Below are 24,533 nucleotides of genomic sequence, written 5' to 3'. Positions count from 1 at the left end.
AGTGTGGGGTAAGACACATCGTCGCCACGAGGGGCGTGCGATGACTTTTTGCTTCCCGTCCGTGACCGCGCGGTGACGTCAGAGCGCGGCGGCGCCGTGCTCCCGCAGGTTCTGGTCGTACTGCTGGAGGACCCACAGCTCGTTCTGGACGGCGGCCAGCTGGGCCGGGTCGCCGTTCGTGCCGAGGCGGGTGAGCTGGCCGGTGATGTCGCGGATGCGGCGCTCCACAGCCCGGCGGCGGACCGTCACCAACTGGGCGCCGGCATACGTCTCGTCGACGCCCTTCACGCCCTTGTGCAGCATGATCGCCTCGACGGCCAGCTCCGTCACCATCGCGCGGACCGCGTCGTCCGGGGCGGCCTCGCGGACCTTGACCAGGTAGTCCTGCGGGTCCGCGACGCCCGGTTCGGCGCCGCCCGCGTCCAGGATGGCCTGGCGTACGGCGGCGTAGGGCGGGGCCGTGAACTCGTCGACGCCGTACGCGTCGAAGGCCGGGGAGACCAGCTCGGGCCGCTGCAGGGCGAGTTTGAGCAGTTCGCGTTCGGTGGCGTAGACGGGGTTGCGGAGGTTGAGGGCCGGGCCGCGGGGGGCGGTCTGCTGGGGCGGGCCGGCGTACTGCTGCCCCTGGCGGTGCCGCTCGGGGCCGGGGCCGGACTTGCCGCCGCGTTCGCGGGCCCAGCGGGCCAGCTGGGCCACGCGCTTGACCACGAACTGCGTGTCGAGGATGCCGAGCATGCCGGCGAGCTGCACGGCGACCTCGTGCTGGGCGCCGCTGTTCTTGATGCGGGCGACGATCGGGGCGGCCTCGTCCAGCGCGGCGGCGCGGCCCGCCGGGGTGTCGAGGTCGTAGCGGCTCACGATCTGGCGCAGGGCGAACTCGAAGAGTGGCGTGCGGGGTTCGACCAGGTCGGCGACGGCCTCGTCGCCCTTGGCGAGGCGCAGGTCGCAGGGGTCCATGCCGTCGGGGGCGATGGCGATGTACGTCTCGGCGGCGAACTTCTGGTCGTCCTCGAAGGCGCGCAGGGCGGCCTTCTGGCCGGCGGCGTCGCCGTCGAAGGTGAAGATGACGCGGGCCGAGCCGTTGTCCATGAGGAGGCGGCGGAGGATCTTGATGTGGTCGCCGCCGAAGGCGGTGCCGCAGGTGGCGATGGCGGTGGTGACACCGGCGAGGTGGCAGGCCATGACGTCCGTGTAGCCCTCGACGACGACCGCGCGGGACGCCTTGGCGATGTCCTTCTTCGCCAGGTCGATGCCGTAGAGGACCTGGGACTTCTTGTAGATCGCCGTCTCGGGCGTGTTGAGGTACTTGGGGCCGTTGTCCGCCTCGTAGAGCTTGCGGGCGCCGAAGCCGACGACGTCGCCGCCGATGTCGCGGATGGGCCACATCAGGCGGCCGCGGAAGCGGTCGATGGGGCCGCGGCGGCCCTCCTGGGAGAGGCCGGAGAGCAGGAGCTCCTTGTCGGTGAAGCCCTTGCCTCGCAGGTAGCGCGTGAGGTGGTCCCAGCCCTGGGGGCTGTAGCCGACGCCGAAGTGGACGGCGGCGGCCTGATCGAAGCCGCGCTCGGCGAGGAAGACGCGGCCGGTGTCGGCCTCGGGGCTGGTGGCGAGCTGTTCCGCGTACCACTCGGCGGCGATCTTGTGGGCCTCGACCAGGCGGATGCGTTCGCCGCGCTGGTGTGAGGGGTTGTAGCCGCCCTCCTCGTAGCGCAGGGTGATGCCCGCCTGGCCGGCCAGGCGCTCGACCGCCTCCGAGAACGTGAGGTGGTCGATCTTCATCACGAACGTGATGGTGTCGCCGCCCTCCTGGCAGCCGAAGCAGTGGAACAGGCCCTTGGCGGGGCTGACCTGGAAGGAGGGCGACTTCTCGTCGTGGAACGGGCAGAGACCCTTGAGGTTGCCGCCGCCCGCGTTGCGCAGCTGGAGGTACTCGGACACCACGGCGTCGATCGGGACCGCGTCCCGTACCGCCTTCACGTCCTCGTCGTTGATCCGTCCTGCCACGCGTGAATTCTACGGTGGTGGACTGACAGCTCTGACGGCTCCCGACGGCTATGGGGCCAGGCTGTCGAGCGGCACGTGCGGGTCTGCGAGGGCCTCGGTGTCGACCTGGGCCCGGGAACGGACCAGGCGCTGGATCTTGTCTGTGACGTCCCACACGTTCACGTTCATGCCCGCCAGCACCCGGCCGTCCTTCAGCCAGAACGCGATGAACTCGCGCTTGCCCGCGTCGCCCCGGATCACCACCTGGTCGTAGCTGCCCGGCGGTGCCCAGCCGGAGTACTCCATGCCCAGGTCGTACTGGTCGGAGAAGAAGTAGGGCACGCGGTCGTACGTCACGTCGCGGCCCAGCATGGAGCGCGCCGCCGCCGGGCCGCCGTTGAGGGCGTTGGCCCAGTGCTCCACGCGCAGCCGCGTGTCGAAGAGGGCGTGCGGGAAGGAGACGACGTCGCCGGTGGCGTAGATGTCCGGGTCGGAGGTGCGCAGCCGCTCGTCGACGACGATGCCGCCGCCGTGGGCGCGGTCGGCGACCTCCAGGCCGGCCGCCTCGGCGAGGTGGGTGCGCGGGGCCGCGCCGATCGCGGCGAGGACGTCGTGCGCCGGATGCTCCTCGCCGTCGTCCGTGCGGGCCGCGAGGACCATGCCGTCCTGGCCGACGATCTCGGTGAGCCGGGCCCCGAAGTGGAAGCGGACGCCGTGGTCGCGGTGCAGCTCGGCGAAGAGCTGGCCCAGCTCGGGGCCGAGGACGGAGTGCAGCGGGGTCGGCCCGCGGTGGACCACGGTGACCTCCGCGCCGTACTCGCGGGCCGCCGCCGCGACCTCCAGGCCGATCCAGCCGGCGCCCGCGATCACGAGGTGGCCGTTGTCCCGGCCGAGGTGGGTCAGGACGTGCCTGAGGCGCTCGGCGTGGGCGAGGCGGCGCAGGTGGTGGACGCCGGCCAGGTCCGTGCCCGGGATGTCGAGGCGGCGGGGCTCGGCGCCGGTCGCCAGGAGCAGCTTGTCGTAGCGGACGACCGTGCCGTCGTCGCCGAAGCGGACGGTCCTGGCCGTGCGGTCGATCGCGTCGACGGTCTGGCCGAGGTGCAGCTCGATGTCGTGCGCCGCGTACCAGGCGGGCTCGTGCACGAAGACGCTGTCGCGTTCCTCCTTGCCGAGGAGGTAGCCCTTGGACAGCGGCGGGCGCTCGTAGGGGTGGTCCCGTTCGTCGCAGATCAGTATCACGCGGCCGGTGAAGCCCTCCTCGCGGAGCGTCTCGGCCGCCTTGGCGCCGGCCAGTCCGCCTCCGACGATGACGAATGTCTGATCCGCGTCGACCACTTGATGCCTCCTACGGGGGGTCGGGGGGTGTCTCCCCGGAAAACAGCGGGTGTCGCCACTTGCGAGCGTCCCGCACGGAGCGTGATGCGGGAAGAGGGAGTGACCCGATCAGGCCACGGAGGGTCACCATCGGGCGTGCTGGAACCCCTCGTTTCCCGTCAGTCTCATGCGTGCCCCGTCAGACGGGCGTGAAGCGAACGGGCCGAGGTGTCCGTGAGCGAGGCGATCTGGTCGACGATCACCCGCTTGCGGGCGCGGTCGTCCGGTGCCCGGTCGAACAGGGCGCGGAACTGCGGGTCCAGGCCGTCCGGGGCGCGGGCGGTGAGCGCCTCGGCCAGTTCCGCGACGACGACGCGCTGGTCGGCGCGCAGCCGCTCCTGCTCGGCGCGCTGCATGACGTACAGGTCGGCGACGGCCTTGAGGACGGCGCACTCCATGCGGGTCGCGCGCGGGACGACCAGTTCGGCGGCGTACCGGGTGAGCCGGCCGGTGCCGTAGGCGGCGCGGGTCGCGGTCTCGGCGGCCAGGCAGAAGCGGCCGATGAGCTGGCTGGTGGCGTCCTTCAGCCGGGCCTGGGCGACGGCGGTGCCGTCGTAGCCGTGCGGCCACCACTCCTGGGCGAGGAGCCGGTCGAGGGCCTCGGCGAGTTCGGCGGGGTCGGTGTCGGCGGGGACGTACCGGCCGCGGGCGACCTGGAAGACGTCTTGGCGTTCGGGCTCCGCGTGCAGGCAGTTCGGGTCGATGTGGCCGGCGTGCAGGCCGTCCTCCACGTCGTGCACCGAGTAGGCGACGTCGTCGGACCAGTCCATGACCTGCGCCTCGAAGCAGGTGCGGGTGCCGGGGGCGTCCTTGCGGACCCAGTCGAAGACGGGGCGGTCGTCCTCGTAGACGCCGAACTTGTGCGACGCCGGGTCGGTGGGGTGGGCGCCGCGGGGCCAGGGGTACTTGGTGGCGGCGTCGAGGGCGGCGCGGGTGAGGTTGAGGCCGACGGAGCCCTCCGGGGTGAACCGTTTGGGTTCGATGCGGGTGAGGAGTCTGAGGGACTGGGCGTTGCCCTCGAAGCCGCCGCAGTCGGCCGCGAACTCGTTGAGGGCCTGTTCGCCGTTGTGGCCGAAGGGCGGGTGGCCGAGGTCGTGGGAGAGGCAGGCGGCTTCCACGAGGTCAGGGTCGCAGCCGAGGGCGGCGCCCAGTTCGCGGCCGACCTGGGCGCATTCGAGGGAGTGGGTGAGGCGGGTGCGGGGGCTGGCGTCCCAGGCGGGGCCGAGCGTGCCGGGCGTCACCACTTGGGTCTTGCCGGCGAGCCTTCTCAGGGCGGCGCTGTGCAGGACGCGGGCCCGGTCGCGCTGGAAGGCGGTGCGGCCGGGGCGCTTGTCTGGTTCCGGGGCCCAGCGGTCGACTGACGTCGGGTCGTAGGCCGGGGGGTTCGTCGGGGTGCCTGCCATGGGTCGACAGTACGGGCATGGGTGTGCCGTGCGCCTGAGCGTGTGCCGGGTTCCGTTGTGTGGCGGGTGTCTCTCAGGTGACGTCTCGTCAGTGGTCAGTCAGGGCAACCGTGTCGCGCCTATCATCTTGTGACACGTTGGCACCTTCTCCGGGTGAGGGAATGGCTGTGGAGACCCACGTCACCGTAGAGACGACAGGCACCGCAGACGTGCAGGACCTGCGGCGGTGGCTCACCGCACAGCCTCGCCTGCGGGGCCGCGTGACACGGGCGGACGCCACCGCGCCGCCTCCCCCGGGCACGATGGGACTGGCCGCGGACGCCCTGCTCGCGCTGTTGGCCCCGGGTGGGGTGGCGAGCGTGCTGGCGGGCGCTGTCATCGCCTGGGTGCAGAGCCGGAAGGGCGACCAGTCGGTGACCCTGACCCGGCCGGACGGCACCCAGATCAGCGTGACGTCCACCCAGGTGCGCGCGATGGACCCCGCCCAGGTGGAGGCGCTCGCCGGCCAACTCGCCGCCCAGTTGGAATCGCTGCCGGATACCGCGGTCGCCGATCCCGAGCGCCGGGCTCCGGACTCCGGCGCCGGCGGGGCGCCTGACCCGGCGCACCGGCCGGCCGCCACGCCGACCGACCCCGCCCGCCGTCCGGGAGCGGGTACGGACGGCGGGACACCGGCCCTGTGACGGCCCCAGGGCACGTGCGTCCGGACCCGGCCGGATCCGGGCTCAGCCTCGTCGGCGCCCGGGCCGTGCTCGTCGGCACCGGGCACCACCGGAAGGGCTCGCGGCTGCCGGACCTGCCCGGGGTGGACACCACCCTCGACGACCTGGCCCGACTGCTCCACGAACTCTGCGGGATGCCCTCGGAGCATGTCGTGCGCATACCCTCCGACGCCGGTCCGGAGGTCGTCGTCGAGGCGGTCACCCGGGCCTGCGAGGAGGCCGACGGCGTGGTGCTGTTCTGCCACGTCGGGCACGGGCTGCTGGGGCCGGGCGACAAGCTGTACCTCGCGACCCACGGGTCCATGGACGCCCAGCGGGTCGCCGCGGCGGTCCCGTACGAGACGGTCAAGGGCCTGCTGGAGGAGGCGCCCTTCGGCAGCGTCGTCGTCCTGGACTGCTGCTTCTCCGGCATCTCTCAGGCGCCGCACGGCCCGGGCGCCGCCGGCCCCTACGTCCGGGTCCGCCCGTCGGGCAGCTTCCTCCTCGCCTCGGCGTCGTCCTACGCCCCGTCCTTCGCTCCGGAGGGGCAACGGCACACGCTCTTCGGGGGGAAGCTCATCAGCCTGCTGCGTGACGGCGACCCGGCCGGGCCGCCGATGCTCACCCTGGAACGGCTCCACCGCGGCATCGAAGAGAAGTCCGACGACAGCACCCGCCCCCACGTGTCCAGCGAGGGATCCCTCGGTGGACTGGTCGTCGCGCCGAACCGCGCCTACCGGTTTCCCGGTCCGCCCGCCGCCGACCCGCCGGCCGAGCTGCCGTGCCCCTACTTCGGCATGCGGCCGCTCGGGCCGAAGGAGAGCACCTGGTTCTTCGGCCGCGACCGTGAACTGGACCGGCTGACCGATGCGGTCGAGGCACCGGACGCGGAGCGCCGGCCCGTCATCGTCATGGGAGCCTCCGGCGCGGGCAAGTCCTCCCTCCTCGGGGCCGGGCTGCTGGCACGGCTGGACCACTACCACGCGAGGGGACGGACGCGTGCCTGGCCCGTCTTACGGATGTTGTCGCCCGGCAGGACACCGCTGCGGTCCTTGGCGAGTCAATGGGCCGAGGCGACGGGACTGCCGCCGGAGACGGTGCTGGCGGAGCTGGCCGCCGGGCGCTTCCCCGCCCCGCAGGCGGACGCGCGGGTGGACCGCGAGCAGGACCGGCTCCCCACGGTCGCCGTCCCCCGAGTGCTGGTGATCGACCAGTTCGAGGAGATCTTCACCACTGCTGCGAAGAGCGAGCGGGCGGACTTCCTCCGTCTGGTGGCCGGCAGCGCCGACGGCGAGCAGGCCGGGCCCGGCGACGCGCGTCCCCGGATCGTGCTCGCCGTCAGAGCCGACTTCTACGGCGAATGCCTCGCCGACCCCGGACTGCGCGCCGCCCTCTCCGCCACCCCTCCGGTGCACTGTGCCCCGCTGGACGGCCCGGCGCTCAGGGAGGCCATCGAGGGTCCCGCCGAGCGGGGCGGGCTGGATCTGGAGCCCGGCCTGGTCGACCGCATCCTGGCGGACCTGCGACGGCCGGACGGGGACACATCCGTCGAGGAGCGGCCGGCCGCGGCCCTGCCGCTCCTGGCGCATGCTCTGCAGCGGACCTGGGTGAACCGCTCGGGCGCCAGGATGACCCTGGCCGGCTACCAGGCCACCGGCGGCATCTGGAAATCGGTCACGGAGTCCTGCAAAAGCCTGTACGACAGTCTCGCCCCCGCCGAGCGCCGATCGCTGCGGACGCTGCTGCTCAGCCTCGTGCACCTCACGCCCACCGGCGAACCCGTCGCTCGACGCGTCACCTTCGAGGACGTGCTGGCGGCACACGGACCGGCCGAGCGGGATCGGCTGCGCGCCGTCTGCGAGTCGCTCCGGGAGAAGAGCCTCATCACGCTGGACCAGGACGGCTTGCGCATCGCCCACGAGGCACTGCTGTACGCCTGGACCGACCTGCGCACCTGGATCCTGGGCGCCCGTGCCCGCCTGCTCGCCCGACAGCAACTGACCGAGGCCGCCCACGCCTGGGACGCCGGGCACCGCCACCGCGACTACCTGTACACCGGTAGCCGCCTGTCCGCGGTGCGCGCGTGGGCCGCCGCACCCGGAAAGGGACCGGACGCCTCCCAGCGCCTGCCCGCCCAGCGGACACTGCCCGACGTCCCCTCGGATCCGCCCCCGTCGGGCACTGCGCCCGCGGACGACGAGGACGCCGGCGGTGACGCGCCGCCCGTACTCACCGCCCTCGAACGGGAGTTCTTGCACAGCAGTCTGCGGGCCGACCGCCGACGCAAGCTCACCCGCGCACTGCTGACCGGCGGCGTCCTCGCTCTCGCCCTCCTCCTCACCGTGGTCGGGACGCTCGCCTACACCGAACGCGAGAAGTCCCGGGAACAGGCCGCCGTCCTGGACTCGAAGAGGATCGCGGCGCAGGCCGACGTGCTCCGCGCCCAGGACCCGGCGGCCGCGCTCGACCTGAGCCTGACCGCGTACCGGGCCTCGCCCACCGAAGAGGCGAAGGCCAGCCTGGTGCGCTCCGCCCTGACTCCGGTCCGTACCAGGCTCGCCGGACACACCAAGGCCATCTATTCCGTCGCCTACCGCCCGGACGGCGCGGTGCTGGCCACTTCCAGCCGGGACGGCACCGTGCGGCTCTGGCACACCGGCGACCGGTACCGTCCTCGCCCCGGCCCGGTGATCCGCGTCGGCACGAACTCGTCCGTCTTCTGGGCACCCGACGGCCACCACCTGTACGTCCAGACCGTCAAGGACCTCCAGGTCTACGACCTCCGTCAGGTCGACCGCCCCCGTCGCACGGCCCGCGCGACCACCGAGGGCCTCGAACGGCCGTACCGGCCCGCTCTCAGCGCGGACGGCACGACACTGGCCGTTCCGCTGGGCCGGGGCCGCATGGTGCTGTGGGACCTGCGCGATCCGGCCGCTCCGGCCGCGCACACCGTGCGGATGTCCGACGACTCCCGCGACCTGCTGGCGGTCGCGTGGCGGCCCGACGGGAAGCTGCTCGCCGTCACGGCCGCGGTCACCAAGCCCGGGGGACGGGACAGGGTCCAGCTCTGGGACACCACCGACCCCACCAGGCCCCGGCTGCGCACGACCCTGCGGAGGTCGGCCATCGCGACGGTCTTCAGTGCCGACGGCCGGTCGCTGACCACCGCCCTGCCCGGCCGCGGCATCGTGACGCTCGACGTGTCCGACCCGGACCGGGTGAAGGAACCTGAGGGGATCAACGCCAACGGCAACCCGGCTGACGGCCTGTACTGGCAGATCGCCCGTTCCCCGGACGGCCGTCACCTCGTCGCGGCGGGTGCCACGGACGGCAACGCGTGGATGTACGAGAACAGCGCCTTGTCAACGGGACCGGTTCGCTTCTACAAGCGCGAGGTGCTGCCCGGCAACGTGCCGCTGGTCGCCGTGGCCTACCGGCCGGACGGGCGGGGCGTGGTGACCGGTGACGAGAAGGGCGGAGTCCATCTGTGGAGTCCGCCGCCGCACAGTGTGGACGGGGCCTTCACCAGCGCAGGCCGGTCCGGCCCTGGTGATTCCTTTGCGCCGGAACATCGTCTTCTCGCCACCGACGACGAGAATCGGAAGACCACCACCATCTGGCGGCTGACCGGAACCACGTTCCGGAAGGTGGCCACGGTGCCCGCGCCGTGGCGATCCGTCGCCTTCCTGCCCGGCGGGTCGCTCTTCCTGGCCCGGGACCCGGACGGCCGGCGGACCGGCCTGTGGGACCTGTCCGGCGACCGGCCCGAACTCCGGCACGTCTTCACGGGAACGGACGGTCCCACCGCCATCTCGGCGGACGGTGACCGCCTGGCCCTCCAGACCGGCGAGGACGGCCCTCTGGTCATGTGGGACGTCAGCCGCCCCGACCGGCCACGCCGCACCGGATCGGTGCCGGTGGACACCAAGGGCGCCATCACGCCGGTGTTCGCCTCGCCGGACGTCCTCGCGGTCATGTCCACCGAAGGCACGCAGTTGTGGAGCCTCGACCGGCCGGACGGCCCCCGCCGAGGGCAGAAAGTGCCGGGCTCCGCCTCGTTCGCCCTGCCCCCAGAGGGGAGGCAGCAGGCCCTGCTGCTGGTGAAGCCGGCCGAAGGCCCGAATGCGGACGAACGATTGGCGGTCTACCGGCTGTCCCCCACGGCGACGGCCCACAGGCTCAGGGACGACGTGACCGTCGACCGTCAGCGGGCCACTGTCGCCTTCACCGTCCTGGACCACCGCTTCGTGGTGACCCTGCCCGCCAAGATCGGGCAGCCCCGCGTGTGGGACCTCGACGAGCCCGCGTCCGACGGCGGCAAGGACCCGCCGGCCGGCCTGCCCGGCTCACACTTCCTCATGGAGGGCGTCACGTCGGGTGACACACGGCAGGGCGGGGTGGTCGCGGCCTGGCAGGAGGAGACCGGCGCACGTGATCTCGCCGTCTGGGAGTTCACGGCCGACGCGTCCTCGGACACCCCGCGCACCGGCGACTTCGAACTGGTCTACGACGTCCCCGCTGTGACGGAGGGAATCGGCGGCTTCTCCGTCCTGCAGGTCGGCCCGGACGGGGAGAACCTGGCCCTGTCCACCGGCCCCGGCCCGAGCGCCGGGCTCGGCGGCCAACTCGTCCTGCTGCCCACGGATCCCGACCGGCTGGCGGGACTGCTCTGCGCGGTACGGCCCGGGAGCGCCCCGCGCGGGGTCTGGACGAAGGCCTTCCCCGACCTCGAATACCACGACCCCTGCGGCTGAGCCGGCAGCTGTGCGCGAACGGCCTCGGGCGACTCCCGTCTGCTGACCGGGGCGGTCATGGCACGAGGGTCAGGCCGTGGCCAGTGCTGGTGCCTCGAGAGCCCGGGTGGCCAGGGCCTCGTCGTAACGGTGCAGGAGCAGTTGGGCCATCGACGGGTGCGTGCCCAGGGGGGCCGCCGCTATCCAGGGGGCCTTCTGGGCGCACTCCGTGGCGAAGCGGCCGGGGGCCGTGAAGTAGGAGGCCAGGGCTATGTGGCGGCGGCCCCGGGCGAGGAGGGTGCGGACGGCCTGGTCCACCGTCGGTGTCGCCGCGGAGGCGTAGGCGGGGAGGACCGGGACGCCCAGGCGGGCGGCGAGGAGGTGGGCCGTGCGGGCGGTGTCCGTCTTCGCGTCCGGGTCGCGGGAGCCGGCCGCGGCGAGGACGACCGCGCTGGTGCGGCGGGGGGTCGCGCCCCAGCCTGCCTCCGTCAGGCGGGCCTGGAGGGCGTCCACCAGGAGGGGGTGCGGGCCCAGGGGGGCCGCCAGGTGGGTGCGGGCCGGGGAGGCCGCGGCCATGTCGGGGATGTCCTGCTTGACGTGGTAGCCGCGGCTGAGGAGGAGCGGGACGAGGACCGCTTCCGTGTCTCCGAGGGCGGCGAGCGTGTCGGGGAGCAGGGGGGCGTTGAGTTCGATGTGGCCCAGGTGGACGGGTACGTCGGGGCGCAGCGCGCGGACCCGGTCGAGGAGCGCGCGGACGGTGCTCAGCGCGCGCGGGTCGCGGCTGCCGTGGGCCACGACGACGAGGGCGGGCGGGGCCGGGCGGCGCGTGGCGGGCGGCGGGACGAGGCTGAGCTGGCTGGGCATGTGTCGATGGTCGCGGCGGCACGTTGCCTTCCCGTTGCGTGGGCGTCACGGGTGTTTTCCAGGGGTTCACCATGCGGGACAGGGGGTGTGTGAGGAGCGGTGAGCTGGGGTTTCCACGAGCGGGGTGAAGCTGGTCACGCGGCCGCGGACGAACCGGGCGGCCCCGCCGGGCGTCCCTGACTGTCGAGAGCCGACCTGGGGAGGGACCGTCCGATGCGTCTTCCGGCGTTTCGCAGACCGCGGCTGCCGCGTACCCGGCGGGGGCGGCGGCGGCTGGTGCAGGCCGTGATGGCGGGGTGCGTGCTGGGGCTGCTCCCGGCGACCTGGATGTACGTCACGGCGGGTGACCGGCTGCGGACGACGGCCGATGTGCCGCGGACCGATGTGGCCGTGGTGTTCGGTGCCGGGCTGTGGGACGGGGAGCCCTCGCCGTATCTCGCGCACCGGCTGGACACGGCGGCGGAGCTGTACCGCGAGGGGCGGGTCGAGGTGGTGCTCGTCACCGGGGACAACAGCCGGGAGGACTACGACGAGCCGGACGCGATGCGCGGGTACCTGACGCGGCACGGGGTGCCGGACGGGCGGATCGTCAGCGACTACGCCGGGTTCGACACCTGGGACTCGTGCGTGCGCGCGAAGAAGGTCTTCGGGGTGGACGAGGCCGTGCTGATCAGCCAGGGGTTCCACATCCGGCGGGCGGTGGCGCTCTGTCAGGCGGCGGGGGTGGAGTCGTACGGGGTCGGGGTGGACGCGGTGCATGACGCGACCTGGTACTACGGGGGCACCCGGGAGATCTTCGCCGCCGGGAAGGCCGCCCTCGACGCGGTGTTCCGGCCGGATCCCCGGTTCCTGGGGCCGCGGGAGCCGGGCGTGGAGCAGGCGTTGGCCAGGGCCGAAAGGCCTCTCGGATGAATCCGGACGTTCTCCCGGTACGGGTTTGACGGGCATGGCGGCCGGCACGGCCAGCAGCGCGCCCGCGGCGGCCGGGGCGGTCCGGGCTCCGGAGCCGGGGTGCGCCAAGCTCGGCGCCTACGGCCCCGGGTGGGCGGACATCCACAACGTGTGCGGGCACACCATCTCCGCCAGCGTGGAAGTCGACGGCTGGGACCCGTCGTGCATCCAGATCGGCCCCGGCGGGGTCGGACGCATCGGTCTGGACGCGGGCGACGAGCCGTACTACGCGTACGAGTGCTGATCCGGGGCGTGCCCTGACCAGGCACAGCCCTTGAAAACGGCCCGGGGCGGGAGCGCGGCCGGCGCGCTCCGCGTCTCCCGCCCCGGCCGTCAGCGCCCTCGGAAGACGGGCGGGCGTTTCTCCAGGAACGCCGTCATCCCCTCCTTCTGGTCATCGGTGGCGAACAGGGCGTGGAAGACGCGGCGTTCGAAGCGGATGCCGTCGCGCAGGCCGGTTTCGAGGGCCTGGTCGACGCATTCGCGGGCCGCCCGGACGGCCAGGCGGCCGTACGAGGCGATCGTCGCCGCCGCTTCGAGGGCCTCGGGCACGACCCGGTCGTCCGGGACCACTCGGGAGACGAGACCGCAGCTTCCAGCCTCCCGCGCGTCCATCGTGCGGCCGGTGAGGACCAGGTCCATCGCCTTGGCCCGGCCGACCAGCCGGGTCAGCCGCTGGGTGCCGCCGATACCGGGGATCACGCCCAGCTTGATCTCCGGCTGGCCGAAGACCGCCGACTCCCCCGCGATGATCAGGTCGCACATCATCGCCAGCTCGCAACCGCCGCCCAGCGCCGGGCCGTTGACGGCCGCGATCTTCGGGGTACGCAGGTCGGCGAACTCCTCCCAGGCGGCGAAGTAGTCCTCGGCCGCCATCTCGACGGCCGTCCTGGGGGCCATCTCCTTGATGTCGGCGCCCGCCGCGAAGACCCCCTCCGAGCCGGTGACGACGAAGCAGCCGGTCCCGGGGTCCGCGTCCAGCGGGCGGAGCGTGTCCAGGAGTTCGGCGAGGAGCTCACCGTCGAGCGCGTTGCGGACGTGCGGGCGGTGCAGGCGCACGGTCACGACACGGCCGTGGCGCTCGACCTTCAGGTTGTTCATCTGCCTTCTCCTCACGAGGGGTCACGAGTCCCAGATCGCGCCGTACGCCGGAATCCCCCGCCGTTCCAGGCCGTGGACCACCTGCCAGGTCAGTCTCTTGTTGGAGATGCAGATGACCGCCTCGGCGCCGAAGTCCCGGTAGGCCTCGTGCGCGAGCCGCACCATGTCGGGCTTGCCGTGCCGGGAGGTGTCCCAGACCAGGGCGTGCGGCTGGACGGCGAGGATCTCGTCCACGAGGGCGTCGCCGTAGGTGGAGCGGGGGTCGCGGGTCGCCCAGACCAGGCGGGAGGGGACCTCGGCGGCGAGCAGGTGGGGCAGGCAGGGGCCGATGCCGCTGCCGGTCGCGACGTAGACCACCTTCCGGAACAGCACCTCGATGTTGGCGACGCCGGCCGTGGTGATGCCCTTGACCCAGACCTGTTCGGGCAGGTCGTCGATGAACGAGCCCGTCCAGTCGCCGGCCCGGGAGACGGTGAGCCGGAAGCCGGACTCGCCGGGCGTGGGGACGTTGGCGAACGAGTGCCACTCCTTCAGCGGGCTGCGGCTGATCGCGGTGGACGAGCCCGCGAAGGGGGTCTCTCCGTGGTCGAAGCGGGCCAGCACGACGTGGGAGGAGGGGCGTTCGAGGCGCACGTCCACCTTGCGCAGCCGCAGCCAGGGCAGGGCGACGCTGAAGGTGACGACCGCGAGCACGCCGACCTGCCAGGGGCCGGGCGACGCCAGCAGCGTGTGCGTCCAGAACAGGGCGAGGGCCGTCCAGCCGCCGAAGCGGTGGATCCGCTCGAAGTGGTCGTGGTGGCGGGCGCGGAAGGGCGGCAGGGCGGTGGCGATGACGAGCGCGAGGAGCGCCAGCAGGGCCCAGCCGACGGCCCGGGCGGCGCTGTCCGGGGTGCTGATCGTCAGTGCCAGGAACCAGGCCGTGCCCGCCAGCGCCCCGCCCACGTGCAGTCCGCCGAAGTGGTACACCTTGCCGAGCGTCCAGCGGACCTTCAGCGGCCAGGTCGTCGGGGCCGCGGTCGCCAGCCGGAAGAGCAGGTTGATGACGTACTGCTGGCGTATCAGGACGGCCAGGGCGAGGTTGGCGAGGGCGGCGTTCCCGAGGGTGGGCGTGGCCAGCGGCCAGGACGCCGTCGCCAAGGCCGCGTTGGCGAGCAGGACCAGGGCGGCGAGGCGGTTGTAGTGCATCAGGGCCGGGTGTTTGAGCGCGCGGCGCGCGGCCGGGAGCAGCGGCGGGAGGTCGCCGGTGTCCTGCCGGGCCCGGGGCGGGGACGTGGTCACCGGGCCACCACCAGGGGCTCGTCGAGCATCCGCAGCAGCGCCTGCTTGTCGACCTTGCCGCGGTCGGTCTCCGGCAGGAAGGCCAGGGGCAGGACCCGCTCCGGCACGCAGTAGTACGGCAGGGCGTCCGCCACGGCACGGCGGGCGGCGTCGGGGTCGACGTCCGCCGGGCAGACGAAGGACACCAGGGTGCGGGCGTCGCGCCGCAGGGTGACCGCGCGGGTGCAGCCGGCGGCCGACTCCAGCACCGAGGAGACGGAGTCCAGCTCGACCCGGAAGCCGCGCACCTTGACCTGGTCGTCGGTGCGGCCGAGGTGTTCGAGCTGCCCGTCGGGGGTCCAGCGGCCGAGGTCCCTCGTGCGGAACATGCGGCGGCCGCCGCCGAGGAACGGGTCGGGGGCGTAGCGCTCGGCGTTGAGGGCGTCGTCGCCGAGGTAGCCCGCGGAGACGCAGTCGCCGCCCGCCCACATCTCGCCCACCTCGCCGATGGGGAGGGGGCGGCGGTCGGCGTCGAGGACGTAGACGGTGTTGTTGGGGGTGGGGCGGCCGATGGTGAGGAGCGGGGCGGACGAGTCGTGGCGTCCCATCGTGTTGACGATGGTCGTCTCCGTGGGGCCGCAGCAGTTGTGGAAGGCGGCCTGCCGGGCCCACCGGTCGGCCAGCGGGCGCGGGCAGGGCTCCCCCGCGACGGCGACCGTGCGCACCCGGGGGCAGGCGGCGGGGTCGAGGCCGGACAGCACGGTCGGCGTCGCGACGAGCACGTCGGCCGTGCGGGCCGCCGCGGCGATGTCGCGGCCGCGGATGACGAGGGTGCCACCGTGGGCGAGGCAGCCGAGGATCTCCCAGGCCGCCATGTCGAAGGCGATGTTGAGGAGCTGGGCGACCCGGTCGCCGGGGCGGATGCCGAGGTCGCCCGGTGCGGTGAGCAGGATGTTGGCGACGTTGCGGTGGGTGACCTTGACGCCGTTGGGGCGGCCGGTGGTGCCGGAGGTGAACAGGACGTAGCAGCCGTGGTCGCCGGTGATGCGCGGGCGCGGGGCCGGTGCGGGGGGCTGCGGTTCGTCGAGCGGGAGCAGCAGGTGGCCGTCCGGCAGCGGTACGCGGTGGGCGTGTTCGGCGGTGGTGAGGACGACGCGGGTGCGGGCGGTGCGGATGACGTGGGTGAGCTGGGCCGGGGGCGCGAGGCCGATGTCCTGCGGGACGTACGCGGCGCCGGCCTTCAGGATGCCGAGCAGGCCGACGAGCATCGGCAGCGAGCGGCGGACGAAGAGGCCGACGTGGTCGCCGGGCCGTACGCCCTCGCGGACCAGGCGGGCGGCGAGGGCGTCGGCGTACGAGTCGAGCTCGCCGTAGGTCAGGTGCGTGCCCTGGTGCTCGGCGGCCGCGGCGTGCGGGGCGGCCGTCGCCTGCCGGGCGATGGCGTGGTGCAGGAGCGGGTCGGGGACGGGGACGTCGGGGCCCCGGCCGAACTGCCGGAAGAGGTGCCGGTCCTGGGGGCTGAGGTGGCGCAGAGGCATGGTCGGGTGGCCTCCTGGCTGTTTCGAGGGTCGGATTGCCACAGGCGGTGCGGCCGCGTGTGGATGCTGCCGGGTGAACGGCGGGCATGCCCGGGTGTCGAACGCCGTGCGGAGTCGTGCGAGCGCTGCGCGTAGCGAGAGCGTAGCCCTGCTGCTTCAACACTCAACTAGCTCGGATCGGCCAAGAAAGGAACGCAATGAGCCACATGTGACGTTTTTCGTCACAGAGGCAACGTCCGTGCCGGTCGGCGGCGACGTGAAGGTGGGCAGGCCTGTGCCCTCACGAGGGCGGGCCCGTGCCCTCACGGGGGCGGGCCGGCGGCGGGGAGGTCCCCGTCCCGGCCGCGTAACAGGGAACCGTCCCGGGCGTAACACGGCCGAAGCACGCTGGACGGTATGCAGAACACCGCCACGCCCACGCACTGCCCGTACTGCGCCCTGCAGTGCGGGATGAACCTGACGCCCACGCCGGACGGGACCGTCGAGGTGAGCGAGCGCGCGGACTTCCCTGTGAACCGGGGCGCGCTGTGCGGCAAGGGCCGTACGGCGCCGGCGGTGCTCGCGAGGAACGTCCGGCTGACCTCGCCGCTGGTGCGCGACGCGGACGGCACGCTGGTGCCCGCCTCCTGGGACGAGGCACTCGACCGGATCGCCGCGGGACTGCGCCGCACGCGCGCGGAGCACGGGCCGGACGCGGTCGGCGTGTTCGGCGGGGGCGGGCTGACCAACGAGAAGGCGTACACGCTCGGCAAGTTCGCGCGGGTCGTGCTCGGCACCTCCCAGATCGACTACAACGGCCGGTTCTGCATGTCGTCGGCCGCCGCCGCCGGCATCAAGGCGTTCGGCCTGGACCGCGGGCTGCCGTTCCCGCTGGAGGACATCCCGAAGTCGGGCTGCGTGATCCTCGTCGGCTCGAACCTCGCGGAGACCATGCCGCCGTCGCTGCGGTTCTTCACCGAACTGAAGGAGAACGGCGGCACGCTGATCGTCATCGACCCGCGCCGCACGCGGACGGCCGAGCAGGCGGATCTGCACCTGGCGCCGAGGCCGGGCACGGACCTGGCGCTCGCCCTGGGCCTGCTGCACCTGGTGATCGCCGAGGGGCGGGTGGACGAGGAGTACGTCCGCGAGCGCACGGCCGGCTGGGAGGACGCGCGGGCCGCCGCGATGGCGCACTGGCCGGAGTACGTGGAGCGGATCACGGGGGTGTCCGTTCCCCAACTGCGTGAGACGGTACGGCTGTTCTGCGAGCCGGAGTCGGCGATGGTGCTGACCGCGCGGGGGCCCGAGCAGCAGTCCAAGGGCACGGACACGGTGGGCGCGTGGATCAACCTGTGCCTGGCGACCGGCCGGCCGGGCCGCCCGCTGTCGGGCTACGGCTGCCTGACCGGGCAGGGCAACGGGCAGGGCGGACGCGAACACGGGCAGAAGGCCGACCAGTTGCCGGGCTACCGCAAGCTCGACGACCCGGCGGCGCGGGCGCACGTCGCCGAGGTGTGGGGCGTCGACCCCGACAGCCTGCCCGGGCCGGGGCGCAGCGCGTACGAGCTGCTGGACGCGCTGGGCACGGACATCAGGTCGCTGCTGCTGATGGCGTCCAACCCGGTCGTGTCGGCGCCACGGGCCGCGCACGTCGAGGAGCGCATCAGGTCGCTGGACTTCCTGGCGGTGTGCGACGTGGTGCTGTCGGAGACGGCGGCCCTCGCGGACGTGGTCCTGCCGGTCACGCAGTGGGCCGAGGAGACGGGCACGACGACCAACCTGGAGGGCAGGGTCCTGCTCCGCCGCCGGGCGATCACCCCGCCCGAGGGCGTCCGCAGCGACCTGGAGGTCATGCACGAGCTGGCCGCCCGCCTGGGCGTGGAGAAGGGCTTCCCGACGGACCCGGAGGAGGTCTTCGAGGAACTCCGCCGGGCGAGCGCGGGCGGGCCCGCGGACTACGCGGGGATCACCTACCGCAGGCTCGCGGAGGAGAACGGGGTGTTCTGGCCCTGCCCGGCCGTGGAGGAGGCGGTGGAGGAGGGCGAGGACGCCCTGCTCGACGCGCCGCTGCCCGACGACCCCGCCCGGGAGACCCCCACCGCGCACCCGGGCACGCCCCGCCTCTTCCTGGACCGTTTCGCCACGCCCGACGGCCGGGCCCGGTTCGTGCCCGTCTCGCACCGGGCGATCGCCGAGGAACCCGACGACGAGTACCCGGTGCTGCTCACCACCGGGCGGGTCGTCGCGCAGTACCAGTCCGGGGCCCAGACCCGGCGCGTGGCGGAGCTGAACGCCGCCGCGCCCGGGCCGTTCGTGGAGATCCACCCGCGGCTCGCGGCCCGGCTGGGGGCGGCCGAGGGCGACCCGGTCGCCGTGGTGTCCCGGCGGGGCCGGGCCGTGGCGCCCGCGAGGATCACGAACGCCATCCGGCCCGACACCGTCTTCATGCCGTTCCACTGGCCGGGCGAGGGCCGCGCCAACTCCCTCACCAACCCCGCGCTCGACCCGACGTCCCGGATGCCGGAGTTCAAGGCGTGCGCGGTGCGGCTGGAAGCGGTCGAGCGGGAAGCGGCCGGTGAGGGATCGGTCGAGCGGGAAACGGTCAGCTCACGTTGACCGCGTTCCAGGCCGCGGCCACCGCCTTGTGCTCGGTGCTGTCGGCGCCGTAGAGGTCCTTCGCCGCGTTCAGGGTCGCCGTGCGGGCTCCCGCGTAGTCCGTCGAGGACGTCATGTGGACCGTCAGCGCGCGGTACCAGATCTTGCCGAGCTTGGCCCGGCCGATGCCCTGGACCGTGGAGCCGTCGCAGGTGGGCGAGGTGTGGGTCACGCCGTTGATCGTCTTCCTGCCGCTGCCCTCCGCGAGCAGGTACGCGAAGTGGTTGCCGACGCCCGAGGAGTAGTGCACGTCGAGGTCGGCCACCTCCTCGCTCCAGCAGTCGGCCGACTCGCCGTCCCGGGACGGCTTGTCCATGAAGCGCAGGGCCTCCCGTCCGAGGCCGGAGCGGACGACCTTCTCGCCGATGAGCCAGTCACCGGGGTCCTTCGCGTTGTCCGCGTAGAACTCCACCAGCGTGCCGAAGATGTCCGACGTGGCCTCGTTCAGACCGCCGGGCTCGCCCGAGTACGTCAGCGCCGCCGTCTTGGACGTCACGCCGTGGGACATCTCGTGCCCGGCCACGTCCAGCGACACCAGCGGGCCCAGCTGCTTGCCGTCGCCGTCGCCGTACGTCATGCAGAAGCAGGTGTCGTCCCAGAAGGCGTTGTTGTAGTCCTTGCCGTAGTGGACGCGGTTGTACGAGCCCTTGCCGTCGCCGGCGATGCCGCTGCGGCCGTGGACGTTCTTGTAGTAGTCCCAGGTGACGTCCGTGCCGTACTGGGCGTCCACCGCCGCCGTGGCGCGGTCGGTGGTCCCGCCCGTGCCCCAGTGGTTGTCGGCGTCCTTGAAGAGCGTCGCCGGGGCGCGGGTCAGACAGATGGTCAGCAGGCACTGGTCCGTCTTGTTCTCGGCGTCGCCGGTGTAGGTGCCGCCGCGCGTCGCGTCCTTGAGCTGGTACGTCGCACCCGACTTCGTCGTCTCCAGCGGAACCGTGCCGCCGTAGAGGGACTCGCCGTCGCCCGACGCCGACTCCAAGGTGTCCCAGACGTCGATCCGGGCTCCGGTCGTCGCGTCGGTCAGGACCGTGCGCCCGACCGGGTTGCCGAGTTCGTCGTGCGCCACCGCGTCGGTCTGCCAGGCCAGCTTCGGGGCGCCGTGCAGGGCGTCCACGACCAGGCGCGGCTTGGCGGTCAGCTTCTTCAGGGTCTCGCCGAGGTGCGCGGCGCGCAGCAGGCCCGCCGCGAGGTCGGCGGCCCTGGGGGCGGACACCTTCGGGGTGACGCCGGTGGGGGAGAGCGCGGACCTCGTCGCGCGGTCGGTGCCGCGGTAGCTGCCGTCCGGGTTCAGGTGGAGCACGAAGTCTCCGCCGAGCACCGGGAGTTGGCGGTAGGTGCGGTCGTAGCGGACGTGCCGGGTGCCGTCCTGGTCGACGATGACGTCCCGGACCTTCGTCTCCTGGGCGGAGGTGAGGCCCAGTTCCGCGGCCCGGTCGGCGAGGACCGTCTCGGCGTCCTCGATCGCTTCGGCCCTGGTCGGCCTGTCGGCCGCGCCGGCGGTCGGGGAGAGCGCGGCGGCCAGCAGGGCGGCGGTGCCGGTGACGGCGGCACCGGCGGTGGCGAGACGGGAACCGCGGACATGACGTATCCGACTCATCGGTCTCCTCATACGGGCGCACCCGGTCGCGTGGGGTCGACCGGGGGCGGCGTTGATGTTGATCGCGAGTCAAGTCGGGGCGGACCTGGCATGTCCATAGCCCCTCTGTGGAGGTGTGTGAGGGTGCAGAATCGTTCCTGTGACCCTGCCTTTCTTCGTCTACGGCACGCTTCGCCCCGGCGAGGTGAACCACGACTTCTTCCTGCGCGGCCGCACCCTCTCCGAGGAACCGGGGCGGCTCGCGGACGCGGTGCTGTACGACGGGCCGGGCTATCCGTACCTGGTCGAGGAGCCGGGGGGCGGCGGGGTGAGCGGGGAACTGGTGACGGTGCGGCCGGAGGCGTACGGGGCGCTGCTCGCGGAGTTGGACCGGCTGGAGGAGTACGTGCCGGGGGATCCGCGGAGCCTGTACGTGCGGGTGGAGCGGAAGGTACTCCGGGAGGCGGACGCGGTGGCTGTCCGGGCGTGGGTCTATGTGGCGGGGGCGGGAGTGGCGGCGAGGTTGCGGGATGCCGGGCGGCGCATTGAGGGTGGGGAGTGGTGGGGGCGGGGCGCTCCGCGGGGACAGGGGGTTCCACGGGGGCGGGGGGTTCCGCGCGAGCGGTAGGGCGGTTGCGGTCGTACGGCGGCCGCGGGCCCCGATGTGGTTGCTCGCGCAGTTCCCCGCGCCCCTTACCGGGTGCTTCGCGCCGCTTCCGTGGGTGGGTCAGGTCGCGTACGGGCGGTTGGCCCTGGCCTCGCGCAACGCGTGGCCCCACCACACCAGTTGGTCCAGCATGGTCTTGGCCGCGGCGTCCGGGCCGGTCGGGTCGTGCAGGGTGCCCTGGTCGTCGAAGGACGCGCCGGCGTTGTGGAAGGAGACGGTGTCGCGAACCGTCACGGCGTGGAGTTCGGCGAAGACCTGCCGGAGGTGCTCCACGGCGCGCAGACCGCCGGACAGTCCGCCGTAGGACACGAGGGCGACGGGCTTGGCCTGCCACTCGGAGAAGTGCCAGTCGACGAGGTTCTTCAGGCCCGCCGGGAAGGAGTGGTTGTACTCGGGGGTGAGGACCACGAAGGCGTCCGCGCGGGCGAGTTTCGGGGTGATGCCGGCCAGCGCGGCGGCTGCCTCGGGGGTCCGTTCGAAGGACATCGGCAGCTCGGCCTCGGCGACGTCCACGACCTCGGCGACCAGGTCGTCCCGGTCTCGGAGACGGTCGAGGAGCCAGTCGGCGACGACGGGCCCGAAGCGGCCGTGGCGGTTGCTGCCGACGACGAGGGTGACGTGGAGGGGGCGGTCGGCCGGGGGCTCCCGGCGCGCGGCTGTGGTGGTAGCGGCTGTGTTCATGCCGCACAGACTCGTACCTCAACCTTGCTTCAGGTCAAGCCCGGCATCACAGAAGCGGGTCACCCGTTCACACCCGCGCTCCGCACATTTCCGCTGCTCGCCCGCCACACCACGCGTGACCTGGCGAAACGCCCCTGACGCGACCGTCGGGGCCGCCTCCCCTGACACCCGTTCACCCCAATTCTGACGCCGTCTCAGAAAGCGCGGCCGCGCCGCTGCCCGTTACCTCGGAAGGGCAGGTGCACGACCGACCAGCGCGAAGGAGCACCGATGCGACGTACCGCCCGTCCGCTGACCGGTACCGCGCTCGCCGTCGCCGCCGCGGCTCTCGCCGCCGCCCCCGCGTACGGCGCGCCCGCCGGTGACCTGGAGGTGTCGCCGTCCTCGGTCGTGCCGGGCGGGCAGGTCACGGTGCGCACGGCGGCCTGCGGCACGGACGGCACGGCGACGGGTGACGCCGGCGCGGTCGGCGCCGGTTCCCTCGGCCTGGCGCCGGGACCGCACGGGCAGGACGTGACCGGCAGGTTCCGGGTGCCGCCGAGCGCGCAGCCGGGGACGTACGAGATCACCGCGACATGCAGCGGGAGCGGTCGGAGGGTCACCGGCGACCTGGTGGTCACGCTGGTGTCCGGGCGCGAGCAGGTGCATCCCCGGGGGAGTGTGAAGACGGGGGTCGGTGGCGCTCTGGGCCCCGATCCCTTGCAGACCGCGGCCGGTGTGGCGGCCCTCGCCGTCGCCGCCGCGGGCGGTACCTGGCTCCTGCATCGCCGGGCGAGAGGCGACGGGATCTGACGGACACCCTCCGCTGTCCGTCGCCGGTACCGCATGTCCCCTCCCCCTCCGGGTCCGACGCCCCTCGCGGCCCGGAGGGGGGTACGGGGCCGGAGATCAGGAAAGGGTGGGTATGCGCAGGTCCCCCAGGTACGGCAGCGGCGTCCGCAACCCCGCGAACGCGGCCATGGCGGCCGTCACCGTGTTCGCCCTGTGCTCCGGGGCGTGGCTGCTGCGCAACGGCGCCGAGACGCACGCCCCGCCGCAGCCGTCCGCCGCACAGGCCCGGGCCGGGCAGGACGGGCGAGCGCGCGAGCAGGCCGCCGTGCCCGCGCTGCCGCCCTCACCGCCCGACCGCATCCGCATCCCGGCGATCCGGGTGGACGCGCCCCTGACCGGGCTCGGCCTGACGCGGACCGGCAGCCTCGACGTGCCGCCGGCCGCGCGCAAGAACCTCGCCGGCTGGTACGAGGCCGGCACCACCCCCGGCGAGAAGGGCACCGCGATCGTCGCCGGCCACGTCGACAACGCCGAGGGACCCGCCGTCTTCTACGCCCTCGGCGCCCTGGCCAAGGGCAGCACGATCGAGGTGGACCGGCGGGACGGCAGCGTCGCGGTGTTCACCGTGGACGCCGTCGAGGTGTACGCCGCGAAGGACTTCCCCGACGAGAAGGTCTACGGCGCCGCCCACCGCCCCGAGCTGCGCCTCATCACCTGCGGGGGCGGCTACTCACGCGGCACCGGTTACCAGGGGAACGTCGTCGCCTTCGCGCACCTGACCGGCAGCCGGTGACCTGCCCAGGACGTTGTCCCTCCCCCACGCGCCCAGCGGTTCCAGGGCCGCGTTCAGCGAGCGGCCCCGGGGTGTCAGCGAGTACTCCACGCGCGGCGGCACCTCGTCGTACGCCTCGCGGTGCACCAGGCCGTCGGCCTCCATCTCCCGCAGGTGCGAGGCGAGCACCTTCTCGGTGACGCCCGGCAGCTCCCGCCGCAGCTCGCCGAAGCGGCAGGGCCGCTCGTTCAGCGCCCACAGGATGAGCACCTTCCACTTGCCGCCGATGACGTCCATCGCCGCGTCGATCCCGCAGACGTACCCGCCCGGCCGCCGTTCCCTCGTCCCCACGCCCCAGACCTCCCCTGCCGCTGCCTGCACCCTTCCCCCGGGGTAACCACCCACTTCGAAGTACGTACTTGAGCGGGCCCTCCCCCTACGAAGAGCCTAAACGCCATGACCGACACCGCAGTTGACTCCCGCACCCCGCTCACGCTTCTCGGCGCCGGCGCCATGGGCACGGCCCTCGCCCGGGCCTGGCTCGCCGCCGGTCACCAGGTGACCGTCTGGAACCGCACGCCCGCCCGCGCCGAGGCCCTCGCCGCCGACGGCGCCACCGTCGCCCGGACCGCCGCCGAGGCGGTGGCCGCGCACCGGCTGGTGATCGCGTGCCTGCTCGACGACGCCTCCGTGGACGACGCCCTCGACGGGGCCGACCTCACGGGGCGGGACCTGGTGAACCTCACCACCGGCACCCCCGCCGAGGGCCGGGCCCGTGCCGCCTGGGCCACAGCGCGCGGTGCCCGTTTCCTGGACGGCGGGATCATGGCCGTACCGCCGATGATCGGCGTCCCGGACTCCGGCGGCTACGTCTTCTACAGCGGCTCCCCCGAGGCGTTCGAGGAGCACCGCGACACCCTCGCCGTCCCGGCCGGCACCCGCTACGTCGGGGCCGACCCCGGCTTCGCCGCGCTGCACGACGTGGCCCTGCTGAGCGCGATGAACGGCATGTTCGCGGGCATGCTGCACGCCTTCGCCCTGATCCGCCGGGAGGACATCGCCCCGAAGGACTTCGCCCCGCTGCTCGCCGACTGGCTGACCGCGATGGCCCCGGCCGTCCACCAGACCGCCGACCAGCTGCAGAGCGGCGACTACACCAAGGACGTCGTCTCCAACCTCGCGATGCAGGCGGCGGGCATCCCCACGTTCCTGCGCACGGCCGAGGAACAGCAAGTCAGCCCCGAGCTGCTGGCGCCGTACCTGGAGCTGATGCGCAAGCGGGTGGCGCAGGGGCACGGGGAGGAGGACGGGACGGGGATGATCGAGCTGCTGGATCTGCGCAGCGGCTCCTAGGCGATCCACTGCTCGTACGCCAGATTCCCCACCAGCGCGAACACCACCGTCAGCAGCACGACCCGGACGAAACCGCTGCCCTTCTTCAGGGCCGTGCGGGCGCCGAGCATGATCGGCACCCTATGCGGCGCCTCCTCACAGCCCGCCGGTGCCTTCCGCCCGGAACCCTCACACCCA

19 protein-coding genes and 1 pseudogene are annotated in these 24,533 nt (G+C 73.3%); 9 read left to right on the top strand and 11 right to left on the bottom strand.

All coding sequences use genetic code 11. The annotated features are described in order from the left end of the window. Positions 1 to 78: 78 nt before the first annotated feature. The 3 genes from dnaG to ACSUPV_RS27935 form a co-directional block, all read right to left on the bottom strand. Positions 79 to 2,001 (bottom strand): DNA primase, encoded by a 1,923-nt coding sequence (dnaG, locus tag ACSUPV_RS27945; RefSeq protein ID WP_031111795.1) that lies wholly within the window; start codon positions 1,999 to 2,001, stop codon positions 79 to 81. 48 nt (positions 2,002 to 2,049) lie between these two features. Then, the gene (locus ACSUPV_RS27940) at positions 2,050 to 3,315 is read right to left on the bottom strand and encodes an NAD(P)/FAD-dependent oxidoreductase (RefSeq protein WP_031111793.1); all 1,266 of its coding nucleotides are present in this window, start codon (positions 3,313 to 3,315) and stop codon (positions 2,050 to 2,052) included. A 164-nt stretch (positions 3,316 to 3,479) separates the two neighbouring features. Beyond that, positions 3,480 to 4,757: a deoxyguanosinetriphosphate triphosphohydrolase gene (locus ACSUPV_RS27935; RefSeq protein WP_031111792.1), complete on the bottom strand. Its 1,278-nt coding sequence runs from the start codon at positions 4,755 to 4,757 to the stop codon at positions 3,480 to 3,482. A gap of 161 nt (positions 4,758 to 4,918) precedes the next feature. On the opposite strand from ACSUPV_RS27935, the gene ACSUPV_RS27930 reads away from it, so the two are divergent. Both ACSUPV_RS27930 and ACSUPV_RS27925 read left to right on the top strand, forming a co-directional pair. Further along, positions 4,919 to 5,440, top strand: coding sequence for an effector-associated constant component EACC1 (locus tag ACSUPV_RS27930; RefSeq protein ID WP_436948790.1), 522 nt, complete (start codon positions 4,919 to 4,921; stop codon positions 5,438 to 5,440). After that, positions 5,437 to 10,212: a caspase, EACC1-associated type gene (locus ACSUPV_RS27925; protein WP_436948789.1), complete on the top strand. Its 4,776-nt coding sequence runs from the start codon at positions 5,437 to 5,439 to the stop codon at positions 10,210 to 10,212. Before ACSUPV_RS27930 ends, ACSUPV_RS27925 begins: the two co-directional genes overlap by 4 nt. Positions 10,213 to 10,281: 69 nt before the next feature. Here ACSUPV_RS27925 and ACSUPV_RS27920 read toward each other — a convergent pair whose 3' ends face one another. Next, entirely contained in the window at positions 10,282 to 11,055 is a 774-nt protein-coding gene (locus tag ACSUPV_RS27920) for a sirohydrochlorin chelatase (RefSeq protein ID WP_031111787.1), read from the bottom strand. A 213-nt stretch (positions 11,056 to 11,268) separates the two neighbouring features. On the opposite strand from ACSUPV_RS27920, the gene ACSUPV_RS27915 reads away from it, so the two are divergent. Both ACSUPV_RS27915 and ACSUPV_RS27910 read left to right on the top strand, forming a co-directional pair. Continuing rightward, complete coding sequence (locus tag ACSUPV_RS27915; protein ID WP_436948788.1) at positions 11,269 to 11,967, top strand: SanA/YdcF family protein; 699 nt, start codon at positions 11,269 to 11,271, stop codon at positions 11,965 to 11,967. Between the two features lie 34 nt (positions 11,968 to 12,001). Beyond that, positions 12,002 to 12,250 (top strand): hypothetical protein, encoded by a 249-nt coding sequence (locus ACSUPV_RS27910; protein ID WP_037768050.1) that lies wholly within the window; start codon positions 12,002 to 12,004, stop codon positions 12,248 to 12,250. 89 nt (positions 12,251 to 12,339) lie between these two features. Here the strand turns inward: ACSUPV_RS27910 and ACSUPV_RS27905 are convergent, their stop codons facing one another. From ACSUPV_RS27905 to ACSUPV_RS27895, 3 genes are read right to left on the bottom strand one after another with little or no spacing between them, the layout of a single operon-like run. Further along, positions 12,340 to 13,107, bottom strand: coding sequence for an enoyl-CoA hydratase-related protein (locus ACSUPV_RS27905; protein ID WP_436948787.1), 768 nt, complete (start codon positions 13,105 to 13,107; stop codon positions 12,340 to 12,342). A 21-nt stretch (positions 13,108 to 13,128) separates the two neighbouring features. Beyond that, on the bottom strand, positions 13,129 to 14,385 hold the full coding sequence (locus ACSUPV_RS27900) for a hypothetical protein (RefSeq protein WP_436948786.1): 1,257 nt from the start codon (positions 14,383 to 14,385) through the stop codon (positions 13,129 to 13,131). Continuing rightward, the gene (locus ACSUPV_RS27895) at positions 14,382 to 15,902 is read right to left on the bottom strand and encodes an amino acid adenylation domain-containing protein (protein WP_436948785.1); all 1,521 of its coding nucleotides are present in this window, start codon (positions 15,900 to 15,902) and stop codon (positions 14,382 to 14,384) included. The genes ACSUPV_RS27900 and ACSUPV_RS27895 overlap by 4 nt, the downstream gene beginning before the upstream one ends. 396 nt (positions 15,903 to 16,298) lie before the next feature. Between ACSUPV_RS27895 and ACSUPV_RS27890 the strand changes: the two genes are divergently transcribed. After that, positions 16,299 to 18,500: a molybdopterin oxidoreductase family protein gene (locus tag ACSUPV_RS27890; RefSeq protein ID WP_051851127.1), complete on the top strand. Its 2,202-nt coding sequence runs from the start codon at positions 16,299 to 16,301 to the stop codon at positions 18,498 to 18,500. On the opposite strand, the gene ACSUPV_RS27885 is transcribed toward ACSUPV_RS27890, so the two are convergent. Next, positions 18,487 to 20,133 carry a M4 family metallopeptidase gene (locus ACSUPV_RS27885; RefSeq protein WP_037768055.1) on the bottom strand — a complete coding sequence of 549 codons (1,647 nt, stop codon included), beginning with the start codon at positions 20,131 to 20,133 and terminating at the stop codon, positions 18,487 to 18,489. The two genes, ACSUPV_RS27890 and ACSUPV_RS27885, sit on opposite strands and share 14 nt — an antisense overlap. Before the next feature lie 139 nt (positions 20,134 to 20,272). On the opposite strand from ACSUPV_RS27885, the gene ACSUPV_RS27880 reads away from it, so the two are divergent. Next, a complete protein-coding gene (locus ACSUPV_RS27880; RefSeq protein ID WP_051649274.1) occupies positions 20,273 to 20,740 on the top strand; it encodes a gamma-glutamylcyclotransferase family protein in 468 nt (155 codons plus the stop codon). Positions 20,741 to 20,839: 99 nt separating this feature from the next. Here ACSUPV_RS27880 and ACSUPV_RS27875 read toward each other — a convergent pair whose 3' ends face one another. Further along, positions 20,840 to 21,460: an NADPH-dependent FMN reductase gene (locus ACSUPV_RS27875; protein WP_037768058.1), complete on the bottom strand. Its 621-nt coding sequence runs from the start codon at positions 21,458 to 21,460 to the stop codon at positions 20,840 to 20,842. 270 nt (positions 21,461 to 21,730) lie between these two features. On the opposite strand from ACSUPV_RS27875, the gene ACSUPV_RS27870 reads away from it, so the two are divergent. Both ACSUPV_RS27870 and ACSUPV_RS27865 read left to right on the top strand, forming a co-directional pair. Beyond that, positions 21,731 to 22,252, top strand: coding sequence for a hypothetical protein (locus tag ACSUPV_RS27870; RefSeq protein ID WP_031111771.1), 522 nt, complete (start codon positions 21,731 to 21,733; stop codon positions 22,250 to 22,252). Between the two features lie 112 nt (positions 22,253 to 22,364). Next, a complete protein-coding gene (locus tag ACSUPV_RS27865; protein ID WP_382615383.1) occupies positions 22,365 to 23,024 on the top strand; it encodes a class F sortase in 660 nt (219 codons plus the stop codon). Here ACSUPV_RS27865 and ACSUPV_RS27860 read toward each other — a convergent pair. Continuing rightward, entirely contained in the window at positions 22,962 to 23,300 is a 339-nt protein-coding gene (locus tag ACSUPV_RS27860) for a winged helix-turn-helix transcriptional regulator (RefSeq protein WP_436949950.1), read from the bottom strand. The two genes, ACSUPV_RS27865 and ACSUPV_RS27860, sit on opposite strands and share 63 nt — an antisense overlap. A 159-nt stretch (positions 23,301 to 23,459) precedes the next feature. Here ACSUPV_RS27860 and ACSUPV_RS27855 point away from each other — a divergent pair, with 159 nt between their 5' ends. Then, positions 23,460 to 24,356 (top strand): NAD(P)-dependent oxidoreductase, encoded by an 897-nt coding sequence (locus ACSUPV_RS27855; RefSeq protein WP_037768067.1) that lies wholly within the window; start codon positions 23,460 to 23,462, stop codon positions 24,354 to 24,356. On the opposite strand, the pseudogene ACSUPV_RS27850 reads toward ACSUPV_RS27855, so the two are convergent. Continuing rightward, positions 24,353 to 24,463 (bottom strand): annotated as a pseudogene (locus tag ACSUPV_RS27850) (sulfite exporter TauE/SafE family protein); the annotation flags it as partial. The gene ACSUPV_RS27855 and the pseudogene ACSUPV_RS27850 overlap by 4 nt on opposite strands. Positions 24,464 to 24,533: the final 70 nt, after the last annotated feature.

Origin of the sequence: Streptomyces sp. SudanB52_2052 (assembly GCF_964272415.1) — a bacterium.
Classification (GTDB): Bacteria; Actinomycetota; Actinomycetes; order Streptomycetales; family Streptomycetaceae; genus Streptomyces; species Streptomyces olindensis.
The sequence above is the reverse complement of the archived record's forward strand: the minus strand, read 5'-3'. Positions and strand labels throughout refer to the sequence as shown.

What these genes read in the sequence shown, in the direction of transcription:
- ACSUPV_RS27935 (WP_031111792.1), bottom strand. Translation starts at nt 4,757, where the DNA reads ATGGCAGGCACCCCGACGAACCCCCCGGCCTACGACCCGACGTCAGTC.
- ACSUPV_RS27930 (WP_436948790.1), top strand. Translation starts at nt 4,919, where the DNA reads ATGGCTGTGGAGACCCACGTCACCGTAGAGACGACAGGCACCGCAGAC.
- ACSUPV_RS27920 (WP_031111787.1), bottom strand. Translation starts at nt 11,055, where the DNA reads ATGCCCAGCCAGCTCAGCCTCGTCCCGCCGCCCGCCACGCGCCGCCCG.
- ACSUPV_RS27915 (WP_436948788.1), top strand. Translation starts at nt 11,269, where the DNA reads ATGCGTCTTCCGGCGTTTCGCAGACCGCGGCTGCCGCGTACCCGGCGG.
- ACSUPV_RS27910 (WP_037768050.1), top strand. Translation starts at nt 12,002, where the DNA reads ATGGCGGCCGGCACGGCCAGCAGCGCGCCCGCGGCGGCCGGGGCGGTC.
- ACSUPV_RS27905 (WP_436948787.1), bottom strand. Translation starts at nt 13,107, where the DNA reads ATGAACAACCTGAAGGTCGAGCGCCACGGCCGTGTCGTGACCGTGCGC.
- ACSUPV_RS27895 (WP_436948785.1), bottom strand. Translation starts at nt 15,902, where the DNA reads ATGCCTCTGCGCCACCTCAGCCCCCAGGACCGGCACCTCTTCCGGCAG.
- ACSUPV_RS27890 (WP_051851127.1), top strand. Translation starts at nt 16,299, where the DNA reads ATGCAGAACACCGCCACGCCCACGCACTGCCCGTACTGCGCCCTGCAG.
- ACSUPV_RS27885 (WP_037768055.1), bottom strand. Translation starts at nt 20,133, where the DNA reads ATGAGTCGGATACGTCATGTCCGCGGTTCCCGTCTCGCCACCGCCGGT.
- ACSUPV_RS27875 (WP_037768058.1), bottom strand. Translation starts at nt 21,460, where the DNA reads ATGAACACAGCCGCTACCACCACAGCCGCGCGCCGGGAGCCCCCGGCC.
- ACSUPV_RS27870 (WP_031111771.1), top strand. Translation starts at nt 21,731, where the DNA reads ATGCGACGTACCGCCCGTCCGCTGACCGGTACCGCGCTCGCCGTCGCC.
- ACSUPV_RS27865 (WP_382615383.1), top strand. Translation starts at nt 22,365, where the DNA reads ATGCGCAGGTCCCCCAGGTACGGCAGCGGCGTCCGCAACCCCGCGAAC.
- ACSUPV_RS27860 (WP_436949950.1), bottom strand. Translation starts at nt 23,300, where the DNA reads ATGGACGTCATCGGCGGCAAGTGGAAGGTGCTCATCCTGTGGGCGCTG.
- ACSUPV_RS27855 (WP_037768067.1), top strand. Translation starts at nt 23,460, where the DNA reads ATGACCGACACCGCAGTTGACTCCCGCACCCCGCTCACGCTTCTCGGC.